The sequence below is a fragment of the Paraburkholderia acidisoli genome (genome assembly GCF_009789675.1).
Classification (GTDB): domain Bacteria; phylum Pseudomonadota; class Gammaproteobacteria; order Burkholderiales; family Burkholderiaceae; genus Paraburkholderia; species Paraburkholderia acidisoli.
On the sequence record NZ_CP046913.1, the window covers coordinates 2,724,228 to 2,743,462 of the forward strand.

Annotated in this window: 16 protein-coding genes; 10 read left to right on the forward strand and 6 right to left on the reverse strand. The window is 62.8% G+C overall.

What is annotated here, in order from left to right:
* Positions 1-191: 191 nt before the first annotated feature.
* Positions 192-551: a hypothetical protein gene (locus FAZ98_RS12005; protein WP_158951418.1), complete on the forward strand. Its 360-nt coding sequence runs from the start codon at positions 192-194 to the stop codon at positions 549-551.
* A gap of 154 nt (positions 552-705) precedes the next feature.
* On the opposite strand, the gene FAZ98_RS12010 is transcribed toward FAZ98_RS12005, so the two are convergent.
* Positions 706-2,844 carry a helix-turn-helix domain-containing protein gene (locus FAZ98_RS12010; RefSeq protein WP_158951419.1) on the reverse strand — a complete coding sequence of 713 codons (2,139 nt, stop codon included), beginning with the start codon at positions 2,842-2,844 and terminating at the stop codon, positions 706-708.
* 712 nt (positions 2,845-3,556) lie between these two features.
* Between FAZ98_RS12010 and FAZ98_RS12015 the strand changes: the two genes are divergently transcribed.
* Positions 3,557-4,162, forward strand: a complete 606-nt coding sequence (locus FAZ98_RS12015; RefSeq protein WP_158951420.1) for a recombinase family protein — start codon at positions 3,557-3,559, stop codon at positions 4,160-4,162.
* 197 nt (positions 4,163-4,359) lie between these two features.
* Here FAZ98_RS12015 and FAZ98_RS12020 read toward each other — a convergent pair whose 3' ends face one another.
* Positions 4,360-4,845, reverse strand: coding sequence for a hypothetical protein (locus tag FAZ98_RS12020; protein ID WP_158951421.1), 486 nt, complete (start codon positions 4,843-4,845; stop codon positions 4,360-4,362).
* Positions 4,846-5,860: 1,015 nt separating this feature from the next.
* On the opposite strand from FAZ98_RS12020, the gene FAZ98_RS12025 reads away from it, so the two are divergent.
* From FAZ98_RS12025 to FAZ98_RS12055, 7 genes are all read left to right on the forward strand, one after another.
* Positions 5,861-7,180 carry an HlyC/CorC family transporter gene (locus FAZ98_RS12025; RefSeq protein WP_158951422.1) on the forward strand — a complete coding sequence of 440 codons (1,320 nt, stop codon included), beginning with the start codon at positions 5,861-5,863 and terminating at the stop codon, positions 7,178-7,180.
* A gap of 89 nt (positions 7,181-7,269) precedes the next feature.
* Positions 7,270-8,538, forward strand: coding sequence for a GspE/PulE family protein (locus FAZ98_RS12030; protein WP_158951423.1), 1,269 nt, complete (start codon positions 7,270-7,272; stop codon positions 8,536-8,538).
* Positions 8,535-9,761 (forward strand): type II secretion system F family protein, encoded by a 1,227-nt coding sequence (locus FAZ98_RS12035; RefSeq protein ID WP_158951424.1) that lies wholly within the window; start codon positions 8,535-8,537, stop codon positions 9,759-9,761. The genes FAZ98_RS12030 and FAZ98_RS12035 overlap by 4 nt, the downstream gene beginning before the upstream one ends.
* A gap of 52 nt (positions 9,762-9,813) precedes the next feature.
* Positions 9,814-10,731, forward strand: a complete 918-nt coding sequence (locus FAZ98_RS12040; RefSeq protein WP_158951425.1) for a prepilin peptidase — start codon at positions 9,814-9,816, stop codon at positions 10,729-10,731.
* Positions 10,732-10,734: 3 nt separating this feature from the next.
* Positions 10,735-11,343 carry a dephospho-CoA kinase gene (coaE, locus tag FAZ98_RS12045; RefSeq protein WP_158951426.1) on the forward strand — a complete coding sequence of 203 codons (609 nt, stop codon included), beginning with the start codon at positions 10,735-10,737 and terminating at the stop codon, positions 11,341-11,343.
* A 308-nt stretch (positions 11,344-11,651) separates the two neighbouring features.
* Positions 11,652-12,407, forward strand: coding sequence for a cell division protein ZapD (gene zapD / locus FAZ98_RS12050; RefSeq protein ID WP_158951427.1), 756 nt, complete (start codon positions 11,652-11,654; stop codon positions 12,405-12,407).
* A 43-nt stretch (positions 12,408-12,450) separates the two neighbouring features.
* The gene (locus tag FAZ98_RS12055) at positions 12,451-12,642 is read left to right on the forward strand and encodes a DNA gyrase inhibitor YacG (RefSeq protein WP_158951428.1); all 192 of its coding nucleotides are present in this window, start codon (positions 12,451-12,453) and stop codon (positions 12,640-12,642) included.
* Positions 12,643-12,776: 134 nt separating this feature from the next.
* Here FAZ98_RS12055 and FAZ98_RS12060 read toward each other — a convergent pair whose 3' ends face one another.
* The 4 genes from FAZ98_RS12060 to secA form a co-directional block, all read right to left on the reverse strand.
* A complete protein-coding gene (locus FAZ98_RS12060; RefSeq protein WP_158951429.1) occupies positions 12,777-13,208 on the reverse strand; it encodes an NUDIX domain-containing protein in 432 nt (143 codons plus the stop codon).
* A 5-nt stretch (positions 13,209-13,213) separates the two neighbouring features.
* Positions 13,214-14,086, reverse strand: a complete 873-nt coding sequence (locus FAZ98_RS12065; RefSeq protein ID WP_158951430.1) for an ATP-binding protein — start codon at positions 14,084-14,086, stop codon at positions 13,214-13,216.
* A gap of 39 nt (positions 14,087-14,125) precedes the next feature.
* Complete coding sequence (argJ, locus tag FAZ98_RS12070) at positions 14,126-15,367, reverse strand: bifunctional glutamate N-acetyltransferase/amino-acid acetyltransferase ArgJ (protein WP_158951431.1); 1,242 nt, start codon at positions 15,365-15,367, stop codon at positions 14,126-14,128.
* 198 nt (positions 15,368-15,565) lie between these two features.
* Complete coding sequence (gene secA / locus FAZ98_RS12075) at positions 15,566-18,364, reverse strand: preprotein translocase subunit SecA (protein ID WP_158951432.1); 2,799 nt, start codon at positions 18,362-18,364, stop codon at positions 15,566-15,568.
* Positions 18,365-18,751: 387 nt separating this feature from the next.
* On the opposite strand from secA, the gene FAZ98_RS12080 reads away from it, so the two are divergent.
* Positions 18,752-19,213 carry a DciA family protein gene (locus FAZ98_RS12080; RefSeq protein ID WP_158951433.1) on the forward strand — a complete coding sequence of 154 codons (462 nt, stop codon included), beginning with the start codon at positions 18,752-18,754 and terminating at the stop codon, positions 19,211-19,213.
* The last annotated feature ends 22 nt before the right edge of the window (positions 19,214-19,235 follow it).

Genomic DNA, 19,235 nt, shown 5'->3' on the forward strand with positions numbered 1-19,235 from the left:
AGCTGTTTCCTCGACCACATCAATCGCAGACGGGAGATGATTAGAAGCCGCGTCTCGACATCTACGCGTATGACGCCGCCTCGTGATGTCGTTGCGCGGAACACAGCCGGCAATACTGAGCGGCGTGACGTGATGGCAGCGAATACCGGCATCTCGCTGCGCTTACATCGGCGGCAGCTTTGGAGAACACGATGACCGAGCGACATGTACCCGATGACTTTCCGAGAGAAGCAAACCTTGGCGCTGTGACCGGAGTTCAACCGAAACTTCTCGTTCGTGAAATAGACGGTCGTTATCAAAGTGCTCTCACGGAAGAAGAGTTGTGGGTCCGTTACGACGCGTGCGAAGACCTCGCAAATCAGCTCTCAGCGTATGTCTTGCGAAAAATTGCCGCCACTGGTCTGCCGCCCGACGTGGCATTGAGTCGGGCGGAGAGAGGCATGAGATTGAAAATAGACGCTGGCGAGTGGGACTTTTCGGAACTTGAAGCAGCATGGGTCGTGAAGCGCACGCAGCGACTGCTGTTGGCCGTACCCGACAACAAAGCATGACACTTACTTGGAAAATGCAAGTAAGCGTTGAATTGCACCAGTCATGGTGAAATGAAATGCGTGGAGCGCGCGACGGCCTAAAAAAGAGTGTCTAAACTAGACACTCTTTCGAGCTTCGTAGTCTTCCAGAATAGGAACAAAGACTAAAGGCTCCTTACTCTTCCAACAGAGCAGAGACCCGAGAAACACTGTCGGCCCACTCGGAAGACAACAAGTTCTGAATTGCCTTGTTGAGTTCGTCCTTCCGCTCGTCATCGAACCATTGCCGACTGCGGGTTACAACACGGTCTCGGTACCCGCCTCCCTTACCCCATTCGCCTTCGCAATTTCGCCAGAAAGTTGCATCCCTTCGCATCTCCTCCTCGAATAGCGTCTCCCCGAGCAAGCGCATCTTGGCAAGCACGCCATCGAAGGCGGAGAGCATAACTTTCTCGGCCTGCGAAACTAGAGACACCGCAATCGCGTAGTCAGGATTCGTGCGGATGTTCTCGGCAACGGCTTTGAACGCCTCCAAGCTGCGGCCAAGCGAACTCGCCGCAAGTACACGAGCACCGTGCCCGAGTTCATGGCTGTAGTTCAAATTCGGCCAATCGCCGCCGCGCCGAACTGCTGCGTGAATCGTACTCGCGTGAGCCTTGGCCAACTCAGTCATCAAGCTAGTTTGGAGTTGTTGCCTTATGGGTGGGCAAGCAGCATTTTGCGCCAGCCAGTTTTTCAGTTGTGCGGCTGCATCTCGGATGACGGCTTGCGTTTGTTCACGCTCTCGGTTCCGCATCACTTCATGAACGTTCTCCGTCGCTTGGTCGAGTCGCTGAGCAAACTCCGCCCTTACGCGCTCAAGTTGTTTGACGACAAAGTCTTGAAGAGACGATGGTGCATCTTCCCGTGCGTTGAAGAACCCTATCGGCAAATCGCCCAGTCCCAGCGGCTCAAGCGCGGTCGCCACCTGGTCGCCCTTCAACTCGTACCCCTCCTCCACCGACTCTACTCTCTCCCCCCCATCGTCTTTTACTGCCAGAGCCTCTTCAGGACGCGGCAGGGCGACGACTGCCGCCTTCAGTGCCAAGTTCCGAATCCCTGCTTCGCGGGCGCGCGACAAAAGTAAGCGCGCTTCGGCGCCTGGCGCATTATTAAAACTGGAGCAAAGAACTGCCAGTGTGTGGGGGTCGTGGAGGTGCACCTCGAGGTCAGCACGGGCGGCCGTCCTATCGATGCCCTTTGTATCAATCAACCGCGTAGTGAGGTCGCTTCCCTCAAGAAGCTTCATCGGTACGACTACTTCAATTCGCTTCGGAAGCGTGAATTCAGCCAACCGGCCATTGTTAATCGACTCGAAAGTGTCCTTCAACCAAGCGAGCGGCGCCTTTCCGGTAGACGGGTCGTACCAGATGTTTCGCGTGTCACGACGATGAAGCTCCATGCGAGAAAGTACCTCCACCACAACCTCTCGCGTCGACTCAAACCGCTGAGCCATCTCTTTCGCATCGTCACGGCGGACAGTCTTCCCTTCGATTTTTTCTCGGCGGAGCCTCAGTCCCGACATGTTCCGAATAGCCCGCTCAATTTCCCGTGAAATTCCCTGCCCATCTGCTTCAGTAGCGTCGACATCATCACTTGCGGCAGCGGTGCTCGCACGGCTGATATGGTCGGCAAAGTCGGCAACATGCTGACGGATTTCTTCATCCGAGCATGGTTCTACAGTGATGCCGTACTGGGGACCTGTCTGAAGATGCACCTCGCATACGGTAATACCGCCAGCGCCGGCCTCTAAGACGGGTTGTGCCAAAGAATCATCCTCCCGTACCTCAAGCCCCGTCATACGGCAAATTGCCGTTGATTTGCCGATACCGATGCTGCCGATGAAGGCAACTGTATGCTCGCGCTTAAGCACAAGGCTCGCCAAATGGTGCAGTTCTTCTTGGTATTCATCGAGACGCCGCTGGAATGAACCGGACACATCGTCGGATGCCGACAAGGCCCGAAGCTGCTGGGCCGCGAGTTCCGCTTCCCACAGGCGCTCCTGCTCGGGATGGTCGAGGGATGGCTGGGGCAGCACCTGCCACTGTCGCTGAATGCGCTCTCGGAGCTTCAGCGCCTCTTCAGAACCAATTGCTTGCAAAACCTCCTCGAGTTCTTCTGAGCTCACGTCGCGCTCCCCACTTTCAACTCTCGAGAGGACTGCGGGACTCCATGTCACTTTCTTGGCGAGCTCAGCCTGCTTCAATCCCGCCTGGTCTCGCAGGCGAGCCAAGTGATGGCCGAGGGCCATTGACGTCAAAGTTTGTGTGCTCATGTTTTGCTCCCCCAGTCTGCGTATGGAGACTGCAGCTTAGCACAAGCAGACATCTTTTCAGCAACGTTTCTACATTTTTTAGAAACGTTGCTGAACGATTGCTGGAAGAATGATGCCGTGTGGCAGTTGTACTCGCCCCCCGACGACTATGGTGACCTGTGCGGACTAGCACGCGCCCGTTTCCTGGCGGCTCGAGCGCCGGCTGCTCCCTTCTTCGGAAAAGCCATGTGCAGTGGCACGACGTATTCAGCAGGCTGTCGATAAACAAGTGCGACGACGACGGCAACGTCTCTCGCCTCGTCGACTCGATGAGCGAGACGCGCTGTAGTTAGCCTCTCGAAACGACAAGGTCACCGAGATTGTCCGAAACCGGCGACGTGAATGCATCGGTGTCTGAAGGAAGCTCAATAGCGCCGCTGTTTCAATGGAAAGCTTGAGAGCAACTTCGATGACCCTTCAACCACGAACGCGATGACTCGGACAATTTTGGTGACCTTGCCACCGCGAGCGAGACGGCTCGGACAACTATGGCGACCTTGCAGCGGTTAACGCGAGATTTCTTGCGATGCCAAGGACCCTTGGCAAGCGACCTACATTGCCCAGAAAACGAAGGTTTATTGGACGTCGCGAAAATCGCAGCCGCCCGCTGAGCTATACCCTTTTACATGTTTGACATTCCGTCCAACAATCAACATCTGAAAAAGGGGTACGCATGGCAGTAATTGGATACGCGCGCGTCAGCACGGCCGAACAGACGCTCGACCTCCAACGGGACGCTCTGCACGCATCAGGCGCCGTCAACATTTATGAGGACAAGGCAAGCGGTAAGTCGACCGACCGGCAAGAATTAGCGCAGTGCCTGAAAGCACTACGGGAAGGCGACACACTCGTCGTATGGCGATTAGACCGGCTCGGACGCAACTTGCAAGACCTGATTCGAATCGTCAATGAGCTCGAAGGACGAGACATTAAGTTCAAATCGGTCAAGGAATGCATCGACACCGGCGGCCCCGCAGGCAAGCTTGTATTTCATTTGTTCGGCGCGCTCGCTGAGTTCGAGCGTGAACTGGTCAGAGAGCGTACCGTCGCTGGTCTAGCCGCCGCGCGGGCGCGCGGACGGAAGGGCGGCCGGCCGCAAATATTGACCGAGAAAGAAACTCGAGCCGCGCTCGCGATGATGAAAAACCGAGACATTTCCGTTGCTGAAATCGCGCAGCGTTTCGGTGTATCCCGTTCCACCTTATATAGCCTACAGACGTCGCATCGCCAGTCTGTTGTTAGCAAGCTGAAGGGCGAAACGTTGGGGATGTCTCATTAGAACAAGCCGTAGGCCGCAGCACTGCTTGGCTTCGAAAACTTCGGCCCCCCCGAAAAATAACATCGTGTCCTTCAAGGACACGATGTCCAATCTACCGGCCCAACAAACTAAGAGCAGCCATACATCGAATGCTGCCGCCGCATAGTATGGAACTCGATAGCCGAAAAGGGGCTGATTTGCTCACGCCGAATTGAGCGTTAGAGCGAGGTCGCCCAACCTTTTGCTGCCTCTTTGGATTCGGCTTGGAGGCCCTTGATGACATCTTTCACGTCTTCACCGCGCAGGTTGGCAACCACATACCCGATGCGCTTGGCGCCCTTCGCAGTGACCACGAATGGTACGTCCCCAAGGCCCCAAATTTCCATGTCACGTTCATCAAGGGCTGCCTCAGCCTTCTTTGACGCAGGTTTGAGGTAGCCGCGTTCGACCAGGCCGAGAATACCGACCTCAGTCAGCTTGTCACATTCACGTGAATCGAACGCCCCATATTTGCGATAGAGCAGATTGGTGAAGTTTCGACTGTTATACGTCTTGGTCAGACACATCATGCCCAAGACAAGCGCTTCCATCGGCGGCAACTCGTCCGCCTCTTTGCGACCTGAGATGGGCTTTACCGCGTTATAAAAGTAGAGACTCGTCAGCGTCTGCAAAAAAACTTGGCTCGGGTCATTCGACTTCTTCAAAACAATTCCTCTCGCGAAGTGTGGTCAATAGACCTTGGATGTAACAAGGCCACTTCTCTGGTTTACGGCAATCGCCTCCTCACCTTGAGTCCGTGGGATGTGCCATTGAAAACGAATGAAATTTATGCGAAAGCAGCGAACCCGGGGGCGCCGCTGGCATGAAGTACGGTTGGAAGCGTTGCTTTCAATCGAATATCCGAACGTGTCGGCACACGATATACGATGACCGATGCGGACGGCTGCCTTGTATGCAACCGCATAACTGGCGGTTTCGCATGGGGCGAAAGAGTATGGTGGCGCTTTCGCATAAGCCCCCGTTGCGAGTCTGACCATCTTCGCGGATTGCTGGACCGGAGCCAACCTGCGAACCGTGCACGCCACCCAATGCCATGCCGGTCTAATGCGAAAGCGCCACCATTGACGGGACGTCCTTATGCGAAAACGCCACCATAGACACGGCGGCTTGATTCGAAGCCGGGCCGTCGGCGCACCGGTTGACGCGAGACCGTCACATCATTGCGGGAGTGAGGCGTAAATAAATCTGACGATGGCAAACGGGTGGCAGCCCAAGATGGTTCGCAGAGTGCAAAAATCGTTGGCAGATTAGTGGCAGTTTTTCGAACTTGCCACCGAGTTCGGGAACGGCAGCCTGTTCCTTGCAATTCGTAAGTCATTGATTTATAATTAAACATCCCTCAACTGGGGCACCGCGTTTAAGCTCGAAATGGCGTTCGGGACGTAGAGGCCGGAGGTTCGAATCCTCTCACCCCGACCAGAATTTCGAAAAAGCCGCGCAGCATTGCGCGGCTTTTTTTCGTCCGCGGTTTTTATCGCCGATGCCGTCAGCGCACTGCGGATCAATGCGAATCACCGCGCGCCATCGAGAAGACCGGCGCCGCGCCGGCATGGCCTTATCCGTCCGGCCAACACCCGGCCAACACCGGGCCAGCCGCCTCGGGCGCGCCCGACCCCTCTGCTATAGTCTTTCCATCCGCCCCCTCACTCCTCTCGACGCGTGGACCACCTTCCCTTATGGGCGCAGATTGGCGCCGTCTTCGTCCTGCTCATCTGCTCCAGCTTCTTCTCGATCTCCGAAACGGCGATGATGGCGCTTAACCGCCATCGGCTCAAACACCTCGCCAACCAGGGCGCGCTCGGCGCGAAAACCACCCAGGGCCTGCTCGGTCGCACCGACCTGCTGCTCTCCGTGATCCTGATCGGCAACAATCTGTTCAACACGATCATCCCGGTGCTCACCACCTCGATCGCGCTGCGCACCTTCGGCCACGACAATCTCGTGCTCTCGGTGGCGACCGGCATCGTGGCGTTTCTCATCATCGTGTTCGCGGAAATCACGCCGAAGATCGTCGGCGCGACCTTTCCCGAAAAGATCGCCCTGCCCGCCAGCCTGCTGATCGCGCCGCTCATGCGCGTGACGAAGCCCATCATCTGGTTCGTGAACGGCTTCGCCAATGCCATCCTGCGCGTGCTGCACATCAACACGAGCAAGGCGAACGATCAACGCATCTCCACCGAAGAACTGCGCAGTATCGTGCTCGAGTCGGGCAGTTTCATGCCGACCAAACACCGCAGCATTCTGCTCAACCTGTTCGATCTCGAAAACATCACCGTCGACGATGTGATGATTCCGCGCCGGCGCATCGAGGCGCTCGATTACGACGCGCCGCTCGAAGACATCCTGCATCAGCTCGAAACCTGCTATCACAACAAGCTGATCGTCTACCAGGGCGACATCGACCGCGTGCTCGGCGTGCTGCACGTGCGCAAGACGCTGGCCGGGCTGCATAACCAGGACTTCGAGCGCGAGACGCTGCGCGAACTGCTCACCGAACCGTATTTCGTACCCACGGGCACGCCGGTGTTCCAGCAGCTTCAGTACTTCCAGGAAAGCCGTCATCGCATCGCGCTGGTCGTCAACGAATACGGCGAAATGGAAGGCCTCGTCACGCCCGAGGACATCATCGAGGAACTGATCGGCGAATTCACCACGTCGATGCCGCGCAGCGGTACGGGGCGCGGCGGCTGGAACGAACAGGGCGAGTGCATCGTGCCGGGCAGCATGCCGCTGCGCGAACTCAATCGCTGGCTGCACATCAAGCTGCCCACCGACGGCCCGAAAACGCTCAACGGCCTGATCCTCGAAACGCTCGAAGAGATTCCCGAAGGCGACGTGTGCCTGCAGATCAACGACGTCAAACTCGAAGTGCTGCGCAGCGACGATCAGGCCGTGCGCACCGTCAAGCTCTTCCGGCCCGGCGCGAAGGCGCGCGAGGGCACGCTGCAAAAAGCCAAAAAGCTGCTGCCCGGACACTGACGTTAGCCGTTCGGCCAGGTGGTGCGAGCACGCGCCGCGGCCGAAGATGAAGCCGTCACCCGATAAAGGCGGCTTCGCGCCGGCATGCGATGTTTTCCACTCCTGATCAAACCGCACACGCCACCCGGGCGGCCCCTTTCGCCGGCAACGCCGAAAGCGGCGCGCTCGCGTCATCCCCGGCGTCGCTCGACGACGCGCCCGCGGTTCGGCTGCTCACTCACACGCTGGGCGAAGCCGCGCGCCGCAACGCGTCCGACCTGCATGTCGAGCCCATGGAGCACGGCTGGCGCGTGCGTCTGCGTATCGACGGCGTGCTGCACGAAATGGCGCGGCCGCCCGCGCATTTGCGCGACGCGTTCGTCACGCGCATCAAGGTGCTCGCGCGCATGGACATCGCCGAGCGGCGCATTCCGCAAGACGGGCGCCTGCGCCTCGCGTCCGGCGCGCCGTCGCAAGCCGCCGAGGACTATCGCGTGAATTCGCTGCCCACGCTGCACGGCGAAAAGCTCGTGCTGCGCCGGCTCGAAGCGCTTCCCGCCAACCTCACGCTCGACGCGCTCGGCCTGAACCCCGCGCAGCGCCAGGCGGTGGCCGCCGCGATCGGCGCGCCGCACGGGCTCGTGCTCGTGACCGGCCCCACCGGCAGCGGTAAAACGCTCTCGCTGTACTGCTTCCTGCAAATGCTCAACGGCACCGCCCGCAATCTTTGCTCGGTCGAAGACCCCGCCGAGATCCAGCTCGCGGGCATCAATCAGGTCAACGTGCGCGAGAAGGCCGGCCTCACCTTCGCGGTCGCGCTACGCGCGCTGCTCCGCCAGGACCCGGACGTCATCATGATCGGCGAGATCCGCGACGAGGAAACCGCCAGCGTCGCCGTGAAAGCCGCGCAAACCGGCCACCTCGTGCTCTCGACCGTGCACACCAACGACGCGAGCGCCGCGTGCGCGCGTCTCATCGACATCGGTGTCGAACCGTACAACCTCGCGGGCGCGCTGCGGCTCGTCACGGCGCAGCGTCTCGTGCGGCGCCTGTGCATGCAGTGCCGCGCGCCGGGCGACGACTCGCCGGCGGCCTTGCGCGCCGCCGGTTGCATCGACGCAGATGCCGCGCCGCTGTATGTCGCGCGCGGTTGCGAGGCGTGTCATGGCATCGGCTATCGCGGGCGCATTGGCATTCACGAAGTCATGCCGATTTCAACCGCCATGCGCGATCTGATCGTCGCGGGGCGCGGTGCCCACGAGATCGCGCGCGAAGCCCGCGCAAGCGGCGTGGCCAGCTTGCGCGCGGCCGCGCTCGCCCGGGTGCGAGACGGCACGACGAGTCTCGCGGAAGCGCTCGCCGCCACGGAGGCCGCATGAACGCCGCCGTGGCCAATACGAATCGCGCGCATGCCGACTGGCGCTTCGCGTGGCGCGGACTCGATGCCACGGGCGCGCTCAAACGCGGCACGGTGATCGCGCTCGACGCGGCCGCCGTGCGCGTCGCGCTCAAGCGCGAACGCATTACCGTGCTCGCGATCGAGCGGCGCGCGAGCGCGCCCGCGCCCAAGGCCAGTCACGCCGACGTCACGCGCTTCACGCGCCAACTCGCGAGTCTGCTGCGCGCGGGCCTGCCGCTCGCGAACGCGCTCGATCTGCTCGCACAGTCGCCGGGGCCGCACGGCATGCCGCGCATCGCCGCCGCGCTGGCGCGCGACATCGCCACGGGCCTGCCGTTCGCCGCCGCGCTCGCGCGCCACCCCGCGCGCTTCGCCACGCTGTACTGCCAGCTCGTCGCGGTGGGCGAAGCCTCGGGCGCGCTCGCCACCGTGCTCGCGCGTCTCGCCGACGACCGCGAACGCGCCGCCGCGCAGCGCGCGAAAGTGCGCGCCGCACTCACGTATCCGGTAGCGGTGCTGCTGCTCGCGCTCGCCATCACCACGGCGTTGCTCGTCTGGGTGGTGCCGACCTTCAAGCAGATCTTCGACGGCTTCGGCGCCGCGTTGCCCGCGCCCACACAATTCGTGCTGATGCTCTCGGCGGGTGCGGCGCGCTGGAGCGTGCCAACGGCGCTCGTCGTCGTGGCGGCCGTGGTCGCCTTGAATCAGGGTTTGCGCCGCTCGGAAGCGGCGCGTCTCGCGTTCGGCCGCACGCTGCTCAAGCTGCCGCTCTGCGGGCCGTTGCTCGTCACGTTGTGCGCGGCGCGCTGGAGCCGCGCGCTCGGCACGCTGCTCGCCGCCGGCACACCGCTCGCCGACGCCTTCGACTCGCTCGCACACGCCAGCGGCAATGCGTTCTTCGATCGCGCGAGCGCAGGCATCAGCGCGCGTCTGCGGCACGGCGAGCGCCTCGCCGCCGCGATGCGCGCCGCGGGCTGCTTTCCCGCCGACGTGATTCAGCCCGTGGCCGTGGCCGAGGAATCGGGCGCGCTCGACGCCATGCTGCTCGACGTGGCCGCGCTCGCCGATCGTCAGGTGGACGAAAAGATCGCGCTCGTCTCCAGCCTCTGCGAGCCGCTCGTAATCGTGGTGCTGGGCGCGCTGGTCGGTGGCCTCGTGGTGGCGATGTATCTTCCCATCATTCAACTGGGCAACGTGGTGTAGCATCGCTGCCAGATTCCGGTTCCGCTTCTTGTTCCGCTTCCCGTACCGCTTCATGCCCGTTCCCATCCTGTCCGCTTCCGAAGCCAGCCCTACTTTCGCCGCCGTGCTCGGCACGTTGCCATTCGGCGTGCTGATGGGCTTCGCCATCGTGATCGGGCTCGTGATCGGCAGCTTCCTCAATGTGGTCGTGCATCGTCTGCCGATCATGCTCGAACGCGCGTGGCGCGCCGACGTCGCCGAAACGCTCGGCACCCCCGGCCCGCTGTTCGAAAACGACGGCCTGCCCGCGCGCTACAACCTCTCGCTGCCGCGCAGCGCCTGTCCGCATTGCGGCCACGTGCTGCGCGCGTGGGAAAACATCCCCGTGTTCAGCTGGCTCGCGTTGCGCGGGCGCTGCTCGCAATGCCACGCGCGCGTGAGCGTGCGTTATCCGCTCATCGAACTGCTGGGCGCAGCGTGCGCGGCCGCCGCGCTCATCGCGTTCGGCCCGTCGGGCAAGGCCGTCGCCGCGTTCGCGCTGTGCGCCGTGCTGATCGCCGCGAGCGCCATCGATCTCGAACATCAAATGCTCTACGACGAGCTGACGCAACCGCTGCTCTGGGCCGGTCTCATCGTCAATTTCGCCGGCACGTTCACGGGCCTGCACGAAGCCGTGATCGGCGCGATTGCCGGTTATCTCGCGCTCTGGTGCGTGTACTGGCTGTTCCGGTTGCTGCGCGGTATCGAAGGCATGGGGCACGGCGACTTCAAGCTGCTGGCCGCGCTCGGCGCGTGGCTCGGCTGGAGCGCGTTGCCGCAGATCGTCGTGATCGCCGCCGTCGCGGGCGCGATCGTCGGTGTCGCGGCCACCTTGAGCGGACGCATGCGTTTCGAAGAGCCGTTGCCGTTCGGTCCGTATCTCGCGGTGGGCGCGCTCGTCACCTTGTTTGCGGGCACGCCGCTATATGGCGCTTTTGCGTGGGGGAGTTGATTCATGTTCGCGGTTGGTCTCACGGGCGGCATCGGTAGCGGCAAATCGACGGTCGCCGATTTATTCGCGGCGCGCGGCGTCACGCTCGTCGACACGGACCTCATCGCGCATCGCGTCACCGCGCCGAACGGCGTGGCGATGGCGGCAATATCCGCACAATTCGGCCCCGAATTTGTTGCAGCGGACGGCTCGATGGATCGCACTCGCATGCGCACCCTCGTGTTCGGCGACGAGGCCGCGCGCAAGCGCCTCGAAGCGATCACGCATCCGCTCATACGTTCGGAAACCGAGCGCGAAATGCGCGAAGCGCGCGGCGCGTACGTCATGGCGGTCGTGCCCCTGCTCGTGGAATCGGGCACGTGGAAAACGCGCGTCGAGCGCGTGCTCACCGTCGATTGCAGCGTCGAAACGCAAATCGCGCGGGTGATGCGCCGCAATGGCTTTACGCGTGAGCAAGTGCTCGCCATCATCGCGCGGCAGGCCACACGCGAAGCGCGCCTCGCCGCCGCCGACGACATCGTGGCCAACGACGGCGCCACGCTCGAATCGCTCGAACAGGAAGTCGAGGCGCTGCATCAGAAGTATCTGAGACTCGCGCACGCGCGCGCATGATCACCACGATTCACACGCCAACCCCAAGCGATTCGCGAACATCGGTGCGGCGCCCACGAAATATCGTGAGCGCAAACGCGAACCCTTGGCGCGCATGAGAGTCGAATGACCTCGCAAGCGCGAAGCGCAGGCGAAACGCGGGACATATCGAAAATGCGCGTAAAAGCGCAAACACGCGCGAGAACCCGCGGCGAGACGTGGCAAAACGCGGCGAAACACGCTGCCCGCGCGATTGCGACCGTAGTCTCACGGCATTAGAATGTGCTGCAATTGCAATCCTTCACCGACCACGCCCGAGGCGAGCGCGCTTGATTCTTTACGAGTATCCCTTCAACGAGCGAATCCGGACGCTGCTGCGCCTCGAAGACCTGTTCGAGCGCTTTACGTTCTTCCTGACCCAGGAAGATCCGAGGGAACATCACGTCGCGCTCACGACGCTCTTCGAAATCGCGGAAGTCGCGGGCCGCGCCGACCTCAAGTCGGACCTCATGAAGGAACTCGAACGGCAACGCCAGACGCTCGCACCGTTCCGCGGCAATCCCGGCATCGAGCAGAACGCGCTCGAAGCGGTGCTCGGCGAAATCGAGCAGACGCTCGCCGGTCTTACGCAGATGCAAGGCAAAACCGGCCAGCATCTGATGGACAACGAATGGCTCACGAGCATACGCAGCCGCGCCATCATTCCGGGCGGCACCTGCAAGTTCGACCTGCCGTCGTACTACGCGTGGCAGCAGTTGCATGCCGATCAACGCCGCCAGGACATCGCGAAGTGGGTCACGCCGCTGCTGCCGTTGCGCGACGCAGCCGCCATCGTGCTGCGGCTGGCACGCGAATCGGGTCAAGCTTCGAAGGTCATGGCCATGCAGGGCAGCTATCAGCAAATGCTCTCGGGTCGCGCGTATCAACTGATGCAGGTGCGCGTGGCACCGGACTTGCGCGTGATTCCCGAGGCGAGCGCCAACAAGTACATGCTGTGGGTGCGCTTCACGGTGCAGGACGGCGATCTGCGTCCGCGCGCCGTCGATCAGGACGTGCCGTTCCAGCTCACGCTGTGCAGCCTGTAATCTTCAACCGCGTTTCAACCGCATCGACCCAAGTCCGTTTCGCATGATCTCAGTCGTCAAATGTCCGTCCTGCGGCAAAGATGTCCGTTGGGTGCCGGAAAACCGCTTCCGCCCTTTCTGCTCGGAACGCTGCAAGCAACTCGATCTGGGCGCATGGGCTGCCGAGAAATATCGCATTGGCGGCAACGATGAAGAATCGCCGCCCGAAGACGCGCCCGGCGAAACGCGCCAGTAACGCTCCGCGTCGTACCGAATCACCCATGAAAAAGGCCGCTCTGCATGATGCACAGCGGCCTTTTCGTTTCATGGCGAGATCACTAATCGGCTCGCCTTTCGCTTCATCGTCTCATGGACGCAAAGCGTGGCGCCTCATTCAGCGGCGAGCCACTCCAGCACGGGAATCGTCGCGGGCAGCAGGGGCTCGACCGTCGCCGGCAGCGATTGCCAGACAAACGCCTGGCCCTCGCGGCCATGCGGCTCGCCCGTCCATTGCGTGACCTTGCAGAAGTAAAGACGCACGTACGCATGCGGGTAATCGTGCTCCAGCGTGTGCCAGCGATGGCACGCCGTCACGTCGACACCCAGTTCCTCGTGCAACTCGCGCGCGAGCGCGGCCTCGACCGTCTCGCCCTGCTCCAGCTTGCCGCCGGGGAATTCCCAGTAGCCCGCGTAGGGCTTGCCTTCGGGGCGCTGCGCGAGCAGATAGCGGCCGTCGGGCTGGACGAGCACGCCCACCGCGACTTCCGTGACCGGGCGCGCGCCCGCGTTCGCGCTGGCATTGGCGTTGGCTTGATCGCTCATGCCGCTCACGCCTCTTGCGCTTTCTTGCCCGACCAGTCGCGTGCGAACTGCCACGCCACGCGGCCCGAACGCGAACCGCGCTCCAGCGCCCAGACGAGCGCGTCGCCGCGCGCCGCTTCGACTTCGGCATCGCTCACGCCGAAGTGCCGCAGCCAGTGGCCGACGATCGTCAGGTAATCGTCCTGCTTGAACGGGTAGAAGCTCACCCACAGGCCGAAACGTTCGGAGAGCGAAATCTTCTCTTCGACCACTTCGCCCGGATGAATCTCGCCGTCGGACGTGTGCTTGTACGACTCGTTGTCGCTCATGTACTCGGGCAGCAGATGGCGGCGGTTCGAGGTCGCGTAGATCAGCACGTTGTCCGATTGCGCGGCCACCGAGCCGTCGAGCGCCACCTTGAGCGCCTTGTAGCCCGACTCGCCGTCTTCGAACGAGAGGTCGTCGCAGAACACCACGAAGCGCTCGGGGCGCGTGGAGATCAGATCGACGATGTCGCCGAGATCGTGCAGATCGTCCTTGTCGACTTCGATCAGGCGCAGGCCGTCTTTCGAATACGCGTTCAGGCACGCCTTGATCAGCGACGACTTGCCCGTGCCGCGCGCGCCCGTGAGCAGCACGTTGTTGGCGGGCTTGCCGTGCACGAATTGACGCGTGTTGCGGTCGATCAGATCCTTCTGGCGATCGATGTTCTGCAGGTCGTCGAGCGAAATGTCGGAGATCGCCGGTACCGGCTGCAGATAACCGCGCCCCTGGCGCTTGCGCCAGCGGAACGCCACCGCCGCATTCCAGTCGACGTCGGGCGCGGCCGGCGGCAACACGGCTTCGAGGCGGCCGAGCAACGCTTCGGCGCGGGTCAAAAACTGTTCGAGCTTATCCATGTCGATGAAGTTACGAGCTGCGAAATTGACGAGCCGGATTTACGAACGGTAATCGGCGTTGATGCTCACGTAGTCGTGCGAGAGATCGCAGGTCCAGACGGTCGCCTGCGCGTCGCCGCGGCCGAGCAGCACGCGAATGGTGATCTCGCTCTGCTTCATGACGCGCTGGCCGTCTTCCTCGCGGTAGTCGGGATTGCGGCCGCCCGCCTTCGCGACGAGCACGTCGTCGAGATAGAGGTCGATCTTGTCGGTGTCGAGATCCGTCACGCCCGCATAGCCGATAGCGGCCAGGATGCGGCCGAGGTTGGGGTCCGAGGCGTAGAACGCGGTCTTCACGAGCGGCGAATGGCCGATCGCGTAGGCGATCTGGCGGCACTCGGCCACGTCCTTGCCGCCTTCCACCTGCACGGTCATGAACTTGGTCGCGCCTTCGCCGTCACGCACGATCAGTTGCGAAAGCTCCTGCGACACGGCCGTGAGCGCGTCGCGCAGCGCCGCATAGGCGGGCGAGTCCGTCGACGTGATCGCGGGCAGGCTCGACTTGCCCGAGGCGATCAGCATGAACGAGTCGTTGGTCGAGGTATCGCCGTCGATCGTCACGCAGTTGAACGAGCGGTCCGCCACGTACTTCACGAGTTCGTCGAGGACCGGTTGCGCCACGTTCGCGTCGAAGGCGAGGAAGCCGAGCATCGTCGCCATGTTCGGCTTGATCATGCCCGCACCCTTGCTGATGCCCGTGAACGTGATCGTATGGCCGTCGATCTCGACCTGACGCGACACGGCCTTCGGCAGCGTGTCCGTCGTCATGATGGCTTGCGCCGCGTCGTACCAGTTGGCGGCCTTGCGATTCTCGAGCGCGGCGGGCAGGCCGGCCTTCAGGCGGTCCACCGGCAGCGGTTCGAGAATCACGCCCGTCGAGAACGGCAGCACTTGCGCGGGTTCGAGGTTCAGCAGGCGAGCGAGTTCGTCGCAGGTGGCGCGCGCATTCGCGAGACCCGGCTCGCCCGTGCCCGCGTTCGCGTTGCCCGTGTTCACCACGAGCGCGCGAATGGCCTTGCCGCCCGCGCGCACCGCCGCGAGATGTTCGCGGCAAACCGTGACCGGCGCGGCGCAAAAGCGGTTGAGCGTGAACACGCCCGCGACGCTCGCGCCTTCGTCGACGGAAATCACGAGCACGTCCTTGCGGTTCGGCTTGCGGATATTGGCCTCGGCCCAGCCGAGCGTCACGCCGGCGACCGGATGGAGTTGTGCGGGATCGATCGAGGGGAAATTGACAGCCATGGTGGCGACCTGTCGAAAAGGCGATGCCGGCTGAGGCGCTCAGGCCTCACCGGCATCGGGATTCAAAACGCAAGGCCCGCCGCGAGGAGCGGGCCACCGGAATCTACGGATCTACGCTGCTTGAGTGGCAAACGTATTTCAGGCGGCGTGGCCAGTCAGCCCGCGCCGCCCGTCAAACGAGCAGGCGAATCTCGCGGATCACGCGATCTTGCCGTGGCACTGCTTGTACTTCTTGCCGCTGCCGCACGGGCACGGGTCGTTGCGGCCGACCTTCGGCAGGTCGTCGCCGCCCACCGGCGCCTGGCTCATGGCCGCGCCGACCATGGCCGCCGTGGCGTCGGCGGCGACCGGCGCGACTGCCGCGGCCGCGGGCGCCGCTTCGGCGAATTCGGCATGACGGAACTCGACGTTCTCCAGATGGCCGCCTTGCTCGTCCATCTGTTCGGCCGCTTGTTCGAGCTGTTCCGGCGACTGGATGCGCACGTTCATGACGATGCGCGTGACTTCCATCTTCACGCCGTCGAGCATCGCGGCGAACAGTTCGAACGCCTCGCGCTTGTATTCCTGCTTCGGGTTCTTCTGCGCATAGCCGCGCAGATGGATACCCTGACGCAGATGGTCGAGCGCCGCCAGATGCTCGCGCCAGCTACGGTCGAGCGTCTGCAGCATGACCGAGCGCTCGAACCCGCTGAACGACTCGCGGCCCACCTGCGCAACCTTCTGCTCGTAGGCTTCGTCGGCGGCGGCGAGCACGGCTTCCAGAATCTCCTGCGCGTCGATCTGCGACGACTCGTTGATCATTTCCTGGATCGCGAGGTCGAGCTGCCAGTCGTTGCGCAGCGCTTCTTCGAGCTCGGGCACGTCCCACTGCTCTTCGATGCTGCCCGCCGGCACGTACTGCTGCACGATTTCCGTGATCACGCCCTGACGCATCGCGCCGATCGTTTCGGTGATGTCGTGCGCTTCGAGCAGCTCGTTACGCTGCTGGTAGATCACCTTGCGCTGGTCGTTCGAGACGTCGTCGTATTCGAGCAGCTGCTTGCGGATGTCGAAGTTGCGCGCTTCCACCTTGCGCTGCGCCGACTCGATCGAGCGCGTGACGATGCCCGCTTCGATCGGCTCGCCTTCCGGCATCTTCAGGCGGTCCATGATGGCGCGCACGCGGTCGCCCGCGAAAATGCGCAGCAGCGGATCTTCGAGCGAGAGATAGAAGCGCGACGAACCCGGATCGCCCTGACGGCCGGCACGGCCGCGCAGCTGGTTGTCGATACGGCGCGATTCGTGGCGCTCGGTGCCGATAATATGCAGGCCGCCCGCGGCCTTCACCTGATCGTGCAGCGTTTGCCATTCGTCGCTGAGCTGCTGGATGCGGCGCGCCTTTTCGTCGGCGGGAATCGCTTCGTCGGCCTCGATGAAGGACGCCTGCTTCTCCACGTTGCCGCCCAGCACGATGTCGGTGCCGCGGCCCGCCATGTTGGTGGCGATCGTGATGCGCCTGGGCCGGCCGGCTTCCGCGACGATGGCGGCTTCGCGGCCGTGCTGCTTGGCGTTGAGCACGTCGTGCGGCAGACCCGCCTTCGTGAGCAGATGCGAGAGCAGTTCCGAGTTTTCGATCGACGTGGTGCCGACCAGCACCGGCTGACCGCGCTCGTGGCAGTCGCGAATGTCGCGGATCACCGCGTCGTAACGCTCCTTCGCGGTCTTGTAGATCTGATCCTGTTTGTCGATGCGCTTGGGCACGCGATTGGTCGGGATCACGACCGTTTCGAGACCGTAGATCTCGTTGAATTCGTACGCTTCGGTGTCCGCCGTGCCAGTCATGCCCGACAGCTTCGCGTACATGCGGAAGTAATTCTGGAACGTGATCGAAGCGAGCGTCTGGTTTTCGCTCTGGATCTTGACGTGTTCCTTCGCTTCCACGGCCTGATGCAGACCGTCGGACCAGCGGCGGCCCGCCATCAGACGACCCGTGAATTCGTCGACGATGACGACTTCGCCGTTCTGCACCACGTAGTGCTGATCCTTGAAGAACAGCGTGTGCGCGCGCAAGGCGGCGTACACGTGGTGCATCAGCGTGATGTTCTGCGGCGCGTAGAGGCTTTCGCCCTCGCCGATCAGGCCCCACTCGGCAAGCAGACGCTCGGCCTTCTCGTGACCCGACTCCGTGAGGAACACCTGGCGCGCCTTTTCGTCGAGCGTGTAGTCGCCCGGCTTTTCGACGCCCGTGCCGTCGGCCTTCTCTTCGCCGATCTGGCGTTCGAGCAGCGGCGGCAGCGCGTTCATGCGCACGTAGAGTTCGGTGTGGTCTTCGGCCTGGCCGGAAATGATGAGCGGCGTACGCGCTTCGTCGATCAGGATCGAGTCCACTTCGTCGACCACGGCGAAGTTCAGCGCACGCTGCACGCGCGCCTCGGTCTCGTAGACCATGTTGTCGCGCAGGTAGTCGAAGCCGAACTCGTTGTTCGTGCCGTAGGTGATGTCCGCGCCGTAGGCTTCCTGCTTCATGGCGTGGTCCATCTGCGACAGATTGATGCCGACGGAGAGACCGAGGAAGTTGTAGAGGCGCGCCATCCATTCGGCGTCGCGCTGGGCGAGGTAGTCGTTCACCGTGACCACGTGCACGCCGCGCCCCGAAAGGGCGTTGAGGTACACGGGCAGCGTCGCGACGAGCGTCTTGCCTTCACCGGTGCGCATTTCGGCGATCTTGCCGTAATGGAGCACCATGCCGCCGATCAGCTGCACGTCGAAGTGGCGCATCTTCAGCACGCGCTTGCTCGCTTCGCGGCAGACCGCGAACGCTTCGGGCAGCAGTTCGTCGAGCGAGGTGCCGTTGGCCACGCGCTCGCGGAACTCGACCGTTTTCGCGCGCAGTTGCTCGTCGGTGTACTGCTCGATTTTCGGTTCGAGCGCGTTGATCGCCGCGACCGTCTTCTGATATTGCTTGATCAGGCGCTGATTGCGGCTGCCAAAGATTTTCTGTAAGAAACCGGTGGTCATCGGATCGGTGTCTGCGTCGCGGCTTCGGCCGGGATTCCTGCGCGCGCTGGGTGCTGGACACAACAACGCTGCGCCGCGCACCCGGATCGGAAGAACCTCGGCAGCTTTAGCCCAAAATAGTGGATTCGAATCAGGCATTTTAGCACGCGCCCTCTCCGTCGCCTGTGTCAGCGGGAAGTCGCCCCGCGAGACGTGGATTGCGTGCCGGATGCCCGCGCGGACGCCTTCCCGCCATGCGGCAATGGGTCGCGTGTGGAGTGCCCGCGACCCTGGCCGAACGGCCAAAAGGCGCGTTCTTACCCGATGCGCAAGCTACAATGACAGCACCCTTCGCCCCGCCATGCCTGAACCGCGGGCGTCGCCTGTACTTACGCATCCCTCCGGAACATGAGCCGTTTCTCGCCGTTTTCAAGGTCGCGCGCACCGCAGCTGCTCACCGAAGTCCTGAGCCGCACGGACGCGTTCGCGCCGCTGCGCGCGGGTGTCGAGCAGATGTCGGCGATACGGCGCGACCTGGACGCGCTCCTGCCCGACTATCTCGCGGCCAGCATCGAACCAGGCTTCATCAAAGACGGCAAACTAGCGCTGTTCGCCGCGCACAACGCACTTGCGGCGCGCTTGCGGCACCTCGAGCCGCGCCTCGTGGCCGATCTGCAGGCGCGCGGCTGGGCGCTCGACGGCGTGCGCATTCGCGTACGCCCGCAGGCCGTCAAAGATCCCGTGCCGCCCAAACAGGCGCGCATGACGCCGGTGGGCGCCGCGGCGCTGCAAGCGCTCAGCGAGCATCTGGAACCTTCGCCGTTGCAGGCCGCGCTCGCGAAGATGGCGGCGCGTCATACGAAACGCTAAATCGGCGCTAAATCGCGTCCCG

Bases quoted from the DNA above. Each gene is read 5' to 3' on its own strand.
- FAZ98_RS12005 (WP_158951418.1), top strand. From the start codon at position 192: ATGACCGAGCGACATGTACCCGATGACTTTCCGAGAGAAGCAAACCTT.
- FAZ98_RS12010 (WP_158951419.1), bottom strand. From the start codon at position 2,844: ATGAGCACACAAACTTTGACGTCAATGGCCCTCGGCCATCACTTGGCT.
- FAZ98_RS12015 (WP_158951420.1), top strand. From the start codon at position 3,557: ATGGCAGTAATTGGATACGCGCGCGTCAGCACGGCCGAACAGACGCTC.
- FAZ98_RS12030 (WP_158951423.1), top strand. From the start codon at position 7,270: ATGTTTTCCACTCCTGATCAAACCGCACACGCCACCCGGGCGGCCCCT.
- FAZ98_RS12035 (WP_158951424.1), top strand. From the start codon at position 8,535: ATGAACGCCGCCGTGGCCAATACGAATCGCGCGCATGCCGACTGGCGC.
- FAZ98_RS12040 (WP_158951425.1), top strand. From the start codon at position 9,814: ATGCCCGTTCCCATCCTGTCCGCTTCCGAAGCCAGCCCTACTTTCGCC.
- coaE (WP_158951426.1), top strand. From the start codon at position 10,735: ATGTTCGCGGTTGGTCTCACGGGCGGCATCGGTAGCGGCAAATCGACG.
- FAZ98_RS12055 (WP_158951428.1), top strand. From the start codon at position 12,451: ATGATCTCAGTCGTCAAATGTCCGTCCTGCGGCAAAGATGTCCGTTGG.
- FAZ98_RS12060 (WP_158951429.1), bottom strand. From the start codon at position 13,208: ATGAGCGATCAAGCCAACGCCAATGCCAGCGCGAACGCGGGCGCGCGC.
- FAZ98_RS12065 (WP_158951430.1), bottom strand. From the start codon at position 14,086: ATGGATAAGCTCGAACAGTTTTTGACCCGCGCCGAAGCGTTGCTCGGC.
- argJ (WP_158951431.1), bottom strand. From the start codon at position 15,367: ATGGCTGTCAATTTCCCCTCGATCGATCCCGCACAACTCCATCCGGTC.
- secA (WP_158951432.1), bottom strand. From the start codon at position 18,364: ATGACCACCGGTTTCTTACAGAAAATCTTTGGCAGCCGCAATCAGCGC.
- FAZ98_RS12080 (WP_158951433.1), top strand. From the start codon at position 18,752: ATGAGCCGTTTCTCGCCGTTTTCAAGGTCGCGCGCACCGCAGCTGCTC.